Origin of the sequence: Streptomyces sp. HD (genome assembly GCF_028369295.1) — a bacterium.
Taxonomy (GTDB): domain Bacteria; phylum Actinomycetota; class Actinomycetes; order Streptomycetales; family Streptomycetaceae; genus Streptomyces.
The window spans coordinates 199,697-206,238 of record NZ_JAQMYP010000011.1 but is presented as its reverse complement, the minus strand read 5'-3'; the positions used below and the strand labels follow the sequence as shown (position 1 = coordinate 206,238).

Here is a 6,542-nt window from a genome sequence, read left to right as displayed (position 1 = left end):
GACCATCGACTCCACTCGTACCAACGCGTTCGAACACACAGCGAAGGGAGTACGAGCGGTGGTGCGCTCACTCTCCCACGCCCTGAAGCAGCAACGAGGCGGCCGCACCACCGACGACGCGACCCTCTTCCTGATCGAATGCCGAGGGGGCGCCGCCGACCACCTCGTGCTCCTGGAGTGAGCCGACAACCGCACCACCGAAGACAGGGCCGACGCCACAGCGACCCGCTGCCTGCCAACCCCGGTACTCACTCGCCCCTGGCTGTCCGCCGGTGCACCCCCGACCACGGCCGACACCGTCCATGTCCTGGGATGGGACGGCTTCGGACCGTCCCTCACACGACGCGAGGACTACGCTGTTGTACAGACGTCCCAGACCCCGGCGGCGCGCTGTTTGCTGAACACAGATGGCTGCGGGGTACGGACTCCTCGTCTGTCACCCGGCGCATCCCCGGAGGGAACGGGGCGGGTCCTCCGGCCTGCTGCGCAGGCTGGAGACCGGCCGTTGCTCCGCCTCCGCCGAAAATTCGCCCCAGTCGGAGCGCACCGGGAGCCGGAACTCCGGCCGCCGGTGCCCGCCGGCGGATGGTCTTCCGAACCGAGGCGTCATGCCCCTCTCACAGCTCACCGCCCACTGCACGCCCGTGCCCTTCTGCGACTGCAGCGGGCGGATCCTCGACCTCGCGGGCCGCGGGTTCCTGCTCCGGGACCTTCCGCTGGGCCACCTGTCACCTCCCCTCGGCGACAACCCGGCCGCGCCACCTCCGGTCCCGCCGCACCGGTCTGTCCCACTTATACCTGTTCTCCCGGGAGATGTGCGATGAAGGCCGAACCAGGGCGGGGACAGACACGGAAGCCGGGGGACGGCGAGCCCTCAGCCATGGCTCCGGTGCGGTTGCGTCGGCTGAGCCGTTGGCTGGTGGAGGACCTGCGTGAGGATCTGTCGGGGCTGTATGTGGAGTCCCGCGCAACGCCGCCGGGTGATCCGTACCGCCGTCCCAGCCGCCAGGACTTCCTGAACCGCCTCATCACGGACATGCGCCGACCGGAATTCGCCATGGTGATCGCCGAGACGGACAGCCTGATGGGATGCGCCTTCGGATTCCCGGTACGCGGCGACGGCTCGTGGTGGCTCGGCTTCGACGGAGTATTGCCGCGCGGCGTCGGGCAACTCACCGTGTCCGGCAACGTCTTCGCGTTCGCCGACATCCTGATCCGGCCCCACCCGCAGAACCGGGAACTCGCCCATCGTGTGCAGGAGCGGCTGCTGACCGACCACCAGGCAACGCTCGGCGCCACCCTGGTGGACCGGGCCGATCACCCGACCCTCGCTGTGCTCCGCTCCTGGGGGTGGCTGGACATCGGAGAGCTGCGCAGGCCACTGGGCGCCGCCACGTTCCGCGCGCTGGTGTTTCCCCTCGGGGAACGCACCACGGCGAGGCTGGAGGGCCTTGTCGCGATGCCGGGAGACGGTGGCCCGGGTGGGGCCTGACAGGCGGTCGGCCCGCATTCGGATGCTGGTGGCCGAGCAGGCGGTCCGACGACATGCCCGGGTGAGTGTGGTGGACGTGTGCACCGCGGCCGTGGCCGCGCTGCCGGTCGGCGGGGCCGGGCTGTCGGCGATGTCCCGGACCGCGGCGAGCCATCCGTTGTGCAGCACTGACGACATCAGCGGGCAACTGGAAGATCTCCAGCTCACGCTGGGCGAGGGGCCCTGCGTGGACGCCTTCGTACGCGGCTCGGCCGTCCTGGCACCCGATCTGCTCTCCACCGAACTCCAGGATTGCTGGGCCGTGTTCGCCGATGCGGCCCTGGAAGCCGGAGCTCGCGCGGTGTTCTCGCTCCCCCTGCAGAAGGGGGCGATCAGCCCGGGAGTTCTGGACCTGTACGCCGGCATTCCGACCGTACTGGACACGAAGGAACTGGCCGACGCACTGGCGTTCGCCGATCTCGCGACACTGCTCCTGCTCGATACGAGGATCGACGATGCGGGCGCGCCGGCCGTCGGGCCGATGCCGGACCGCAGCTTCGAGGACCTGGGCGCGTACCGGGCGGAGATCGACCAGGCCAGCGGGATGCTCACGGTTCAGCTCGGAGTCGGCATCGAAGAAGCCTTCGTCCGGCTCCGCGCCCACGCCTTTGCACAGGGACGCCGGCTCGCCGACGTGGCCGCCGACGTGGTGGCCCGACGGCTTCGTTTCACCCCGGACGCGGAGCCGGACCAGGCCGAGGAGGAAACTTGACGCATCGGTCCCGGCCAAGGAATGTGCCGTACTTCCCGTCCCCGCGGGCAAGGACTGGTCTCAATCGAGGGTACCCACGATGGATCAACAGCTTCTGGCCAAGACCTTCGTCGAGCTGGCCGACAATCTGGTCGCCGACTTCGACCTCATCGACTTCCTGCGCCTGCTGACCGACCGCTGCGTCGCCATGCTCGACGTAAGCGCCGCCGGAGTACTGCTCGCTGACCGGGACGGCAAACTCCGCGTCATGGCCGCCTCCGACGAACAGGTGCGCCTGCTGGAGCTCTTCCAGCTGCAGAACGACGAGGGCCCCTGCCTCAAGTGCTTCCGCACCGGCGTACCGGTGATCGTCTCCGACCTCGGCACGGTGACCGCCCGCTGGCCGCGTTTCGCGGTGGCGGCCCAGCGCAGCGGGTTCGGGGCGGTCCAGGCCCTGCCGATGCGTTTGCGGGACGAGGTCGTCGGCGCCCTGAACCTCTTCCGCACCACCCCTGGACCTTTCGACCCGGCCGCCGTACCCGTCGCCCAGGCCCTGGCCGACGTTGCCACCATCAGCCTGCTGCAACAACGCACCGCGCAGCGCAGCACGGTGCTCAACGAACAACTGCAGACGGCGCTGAACAGCCGGGTACTGATCGAACAGGCCAAGGGGAAACTCGCCGAACGCCAGGGCATCGACATGGAGCAGGCGTTCACCGCGCTGCGCGGTTACGCCCGCTCCCACAACCGGCGCCTGGCCGACGTGGCCCGCGCCCTCATCGACGGCTCGGAACCCCTCGCCGGTCTGGGGTCCTGACCCACGCCCTTGCCGGGGCCCGCTCTGGCGCCCCCCCCGAGCGTCGTCACACTGCCCTCCTGCGATCGTGGGCCTCGGCCATCACCTGGTCGCGCAGGCGCGCACAGGTGCGGATGATCAGCCTGGAGACGTGCATCTGCGAGAGACCGAGCTGCAGGGCGATGCGGTCCTGCGTCATCTCGCAGAAGAACCGCATGTAGAGGATCTGTCGTTCGCGTTCTGGCAGGGCCCTCAGCAGCGGGCGGAGCGCTTCACGGTTGACGATCATGTCGAAGCCGGGCTGCGTGCCACCGAGCGTGTCGGTCAGTGGGTGGCTGTGCTCGGAGCGGCCGGGTACGGCGTCCAGGGACAGGGAGGTGAAGCTCCGCATCGCCTCTTGGCCCAGCCGCACCTCCGCCTCGGTGAGGCCGGTGTGCGCGGCGATGTCGTGGACAGAGGGTTCACAGCCGTAGAGCGAAGCGCACTCACGGCCGGCGGAGCGGACCTGGGTACTCAACTCCTGTACGCGTCGCGGTACGTGCACACCCCAGAGGTGGTCACGGAAGTGCCGTTTCACTTCGCCCAGGATCGTCGGTACGGCAAAGCTCGGGAAGGCGTTGCCAAGGCTCGGGTCGAAACGAGTCACCGCCTTGATCAGGCCGAGTTGGGCAACCTGCTCCAGGTCTTCGAAGGACTCGCCGCGATGACGGAAGCGCCGGGCGAGCCGTACGGCCATCGACGCCCAGGCGCACACCACTTCCTGCCGCAGGGCGGTCCTCTCCGGGCCGTCCGGCAGGGCGGCGATACGGCGGAACGCGGCATCGGTGTCCGGGGCATCGTCGTAGGGGTATGCGCCTCGTGGCCTCTGGGTACGTGCGTACGGCATGGGCACGTGTCTCCTCATCGGTGGCGTCGCTCACCGTGGGAGCTGTCGGACCGCAGCGCACTGGGGAGCAGCGACAGCTGATCCCACGGGCGTGCCTCCGGTCTGAAGCACATCGGACGAGTTCCCTGACGGACCGCTTTCAAACAGGGCGTCAGGAACGGACGAAGAACTGCACGACCGGTGTTTGAGATCCACGGGGCGGGCTACACAACAGAGGCGTCCGACGGCCGTCCTGGACGAAGGCACCGGAGAGTTGAGTCGCAGCTCCCGGTGCCGCCCGCCGACCGCGTGCGCCGTCATCTCGGGTCCGCCTCGCGGAGGCGCCTCAGTGCTCGGCGCAGCTCCCGCTGTATCGGTTCCGGGAGCGCCTTGTCCGTCGTGGTGGCGACCAGGGCGGCGGCCACGTCCCGGAGCTTGGTGTTGCAGTGCTGCGACACCTCCACCAGCACGTCCCAGGCCCTGTCGCTGGAACACGGGGCCAGGGCCATCACCATGCCCCGTGCCTGGTCGATGGCCGCACGGCTCGCCAGCGCCCGGCCCAACTGCTCGTTCCTGGCGCGCAGTTCGATGACCTCGGCCAACAGAGCCGCATCCCCCGCCGAAGGCACAGCCGTCAACAGCCGCTGTTCCTCACGGGGCCGGGTCACCTGGTGCATGGTCCGTACCTCACAGGGCAGTCATCCCGTCCATAGGCGGTCAGCGGCGCGCCAGTTGCCGTTCGCCGGCCGCACCGGACTTGTAGGGAAGTCCGTAGTGCTTGAAGACCGCTTCCTCCTGCTCGGCGGGCAGCACGTCGTCGGTGCCGATCGAAGGAGCCTGCTTCACCAGCGTTCTGACATAGCCGACCCTGAGATAGTCCGGCCCGACGATCGCGTCGTCGAGAGGGACGAAGACCAGACGGTGCCGGGTGGGCAGTCCGGTCCGTACCGTGGCCATGGCCGGCTCATCGGTGGTGGTGTCCACATAGACCGCCTCCAGGACACCGATCTTGTGCGACTCGGAGTCGACGACAATGCGGTTGCGCCATTCTCGGACGTCGGCTGCGTGGATCATGACCTCTCCCTACCTGGACGACCCGCCTGGCGGTTGTGGGTCGCGCCCCTGGTTCTCCACCCGAAATCGCCGCAGCGCACGACGCCGCGCACGCTGCATCCGTTCCGGGAACGGCTTGCCCTCCCAGGCGGTGACCAGGTCCGCGGCCACCTCCGGAGGTTTGGCGTCGCACTGCGCAACCTCCGGCTCCCGGGCCGCTCCACGGATCACTTGCGGTGTTCACGGTCCCGACGGTCCTCGCGCCGCCAACGCGCCCGGTGCTGACGGCTGTAGCGGCGGTCCCAGCGGTCCTGACGATCCCGGCGTGCCTGGTAGTCCCGATAGGTTCCGAGGTCGGAACCGTCGCCACGGATCCAGCCTCCCCCGCGTTCGCGACCGTGCCGGGTGGCGGCGAAGACCAACACGGCCGCAGCCACCCACCAGATGGGGCTGATGAAGCCGAGGCCGAACAAGACCACGATGAGGATGAGGAGCAGCACGAACACGGCGGGCCTCCCCGGGAGCACGACACAGCATGGATACCGGGGACTGGGGCCTCACCCCACAGCGTAGTCCTGCCCAACGGTTACGGATACCGGGCGACGTCAGCGCGTCCAGTGCGGCATGAATGGCTGCTTGACACCTGTCAGGGAACCGCGGCGAGGGCTAGCGTGCGACATGCCGCCCCTGCCCCCCGGCAGCGTCGCCGGCACGCTCCCCAGAGGGCGCACCCTGCTCACCGGTGCCGGAACCCGCCACGTCACGAGCGAGGCCGTTCCCGTACGCGCCCATCGCCCCGCGAGCCCGGTCGCACCCCGATGCACCCCGATGCACCCCGGACAGGCACCGATCTGCTGCGCGCCGTGTCGCACGCATCCCACACCAGGCGGTACACATGTACGCGCTGATCCTTCCCGCTTCAACTCCCTTCGTCCTGCTCGCCACCGTGATGGCCCTGTCCTGGTGGGAGGACCACATCCTGCCGGCGCCGCCGGCCGAGCCGGCCGAAGCCCCGGCCGAGGGGGCCGTTCAGGAATTCGGCGAGCGCCTCGATCGGCACGGCTCCCTGACGGAACAGCCGCTGTCGCCCGCGTTCCGCGAGCGTTACATGACGCAATGGGCCGTCATCCAGGAGCAGTCCGTCGCAACACGGCAGCAGGCCGTCACCGAAGCAGACGCACTGCTGGCGCGCCTGGCAGGAAGCCGCGGCTTCCCCGACGCCGACCAGTTCGAGGACCAGATCGCCGCCCTCTCCGTCCGCCACGCCCACAACGTCCAGGGCTACCGCCGCATGCACGCGGCGGCCCGCAGCCAGATCAGCACCGAGGAAATGCGGGAGGGCCATGGTCCAAGCCCGAGGCCTCTTCGAGACCCTGGTCAGCGAACAGCAGGCCACCCCGTCCAGGCCCACCCGCCGTCCCCCGACGACCAAGGCCACGCCCTGTCGGCACTGACCCGACGCCACACGAAATGAAACGGCCCGTGATGTCGTACGGTCCCGCAACAGGTGCCCTCATGCCGTCACCGGGCAGACCACACGACCCCTCACTGGCTCGACGGGGTGGTCTGCGGCGGCACGATTGCTGGTGCTCCGAGCGGCAGTCCC

At 69.3% G+C, this 6,542-nt stretch carries 8 protein-coding genes and 1 pseudogene; 5 read left to right on the top strand and 4 right to left on the bottom strand.

Going from position 1 to position 6,542, the window contains the following annotated elements:
• The 4 genes and pseudogenes from POF73_RS13965 to POF73_RS13950 form a co-directional block, all read left to right on the top strand.
• Positions 1-181 (top strand): annotated as a pseudogene (locus tag POF73_RS13965) (hypothetical protein); the annotation flags it as partial.
• Between the two features lie 639 nt (positions 182-820).
• Positions 821-1,492, top strand: a complete 672-nt coding sequence (locus tag POF73_RS13960; protein ID WP_272115026.1) for a hypothetical protein — start codon at positions 821-823, stop codon at positions 1,490-1,492.
• Positions 1,482-2,243, top strand: a complete 762-nt coding sequence (locus POF73_RS13955; protein ID WP_272115025.1) for an ANTAR domain-containing protein — start codon at positions 1,482-1,484, stop codon at positions 2,241-2,243. The genes POF73_RS13960 and POF73_RS13955 overlap by 11 nt, the downstream gene beginning before the upstream one ends.
• A gap of 79 nt (positions 2,244-2,322) precedes the next feature.
• Positions 2,323-3,039 carry a GAF and ANTAR domain-containing protein gene (locus tag POF73_RS13950; protein ID WP_272115024.1) on the top strand — a complete coding sequence of 239 codons (717 nt, stop codon included), beginning with the start codon at positions 2,323-2,325 and terminating at the stop codon, positions 3,037-3,039.
• Positions 3,040-3,085: 46 nt separating this feature from the next.
• Here POF73_RS13950 and POF73_RS13945 read toward each other — a convergent pair whose 3' ends face one another.
• From POF73_RS13945 to POF73_RS13930, 4 genes are all read right to left on the bottom strand, one after another.
• Positions 3,086-3,904: a SigB/SigF/SigG family RNA polymerase sigma factor gene (locus tag POF73_RS13945; RefSeq protein ID WP_272115023.1), complete on the bottom strand. Its 819-nt coding sequence runs from the start codon at positions 3,902-3,904 to the stop codon at positions 3,086-3,088.
• 296 nt (positions 3,905-4,200) lie between these two features.
• Complete coding sequence (locus tag POF73_RS13940) at positions 4,201-4,560, bottom strand: ANTAR domain-containing protein (protein WP_272115021.1); 360 nt, start codon at positions 4,558-4,560, stop codon at positions 4,201-4,203.
• A gap of 40 nt (positions 4,561-4,600) precedes the next feature.
• On the bottom strand, positions 4,601-4,957 hold the full coding sequence (locus POF73_RS13935; RefSeq protein WP_272115020.1) for a PRC-barrel domain-containing protein: 357 nt from the start codon (positions 4,955-4,957) through the stop codon (positions 4,601-4,603).
• A 206-nt stretch (positions 4,958-5,163) separates the two neighbouring features.
• Complete coding sequence (locus tag POF73_RS13930; protein WP_272115018.1) at positions 5,164-5,442, bottom strand: hypothetical protein; 279 nt, start codon at positions 5,440-5,442, stop codon at positions 5,164-5,166.
• A gap of 389 nt (positions 5,443-5,831) precedes the next feature.
• Here POF73_RS13930 and POF73_RS13925 point away from each other — a divergent pair, with 389 nt between their 5' ends.
• Entirely contained in the window at positions 5,832-6,410 is a 579-nt protein-coding gene (locus tag POF73_RS13925; RefSeq protein ID WP_272115017.1) for a hypothetical protein, read from the top strand.
• Positions 6,411-6,542 lie beyond the last annotated feature (132 nt).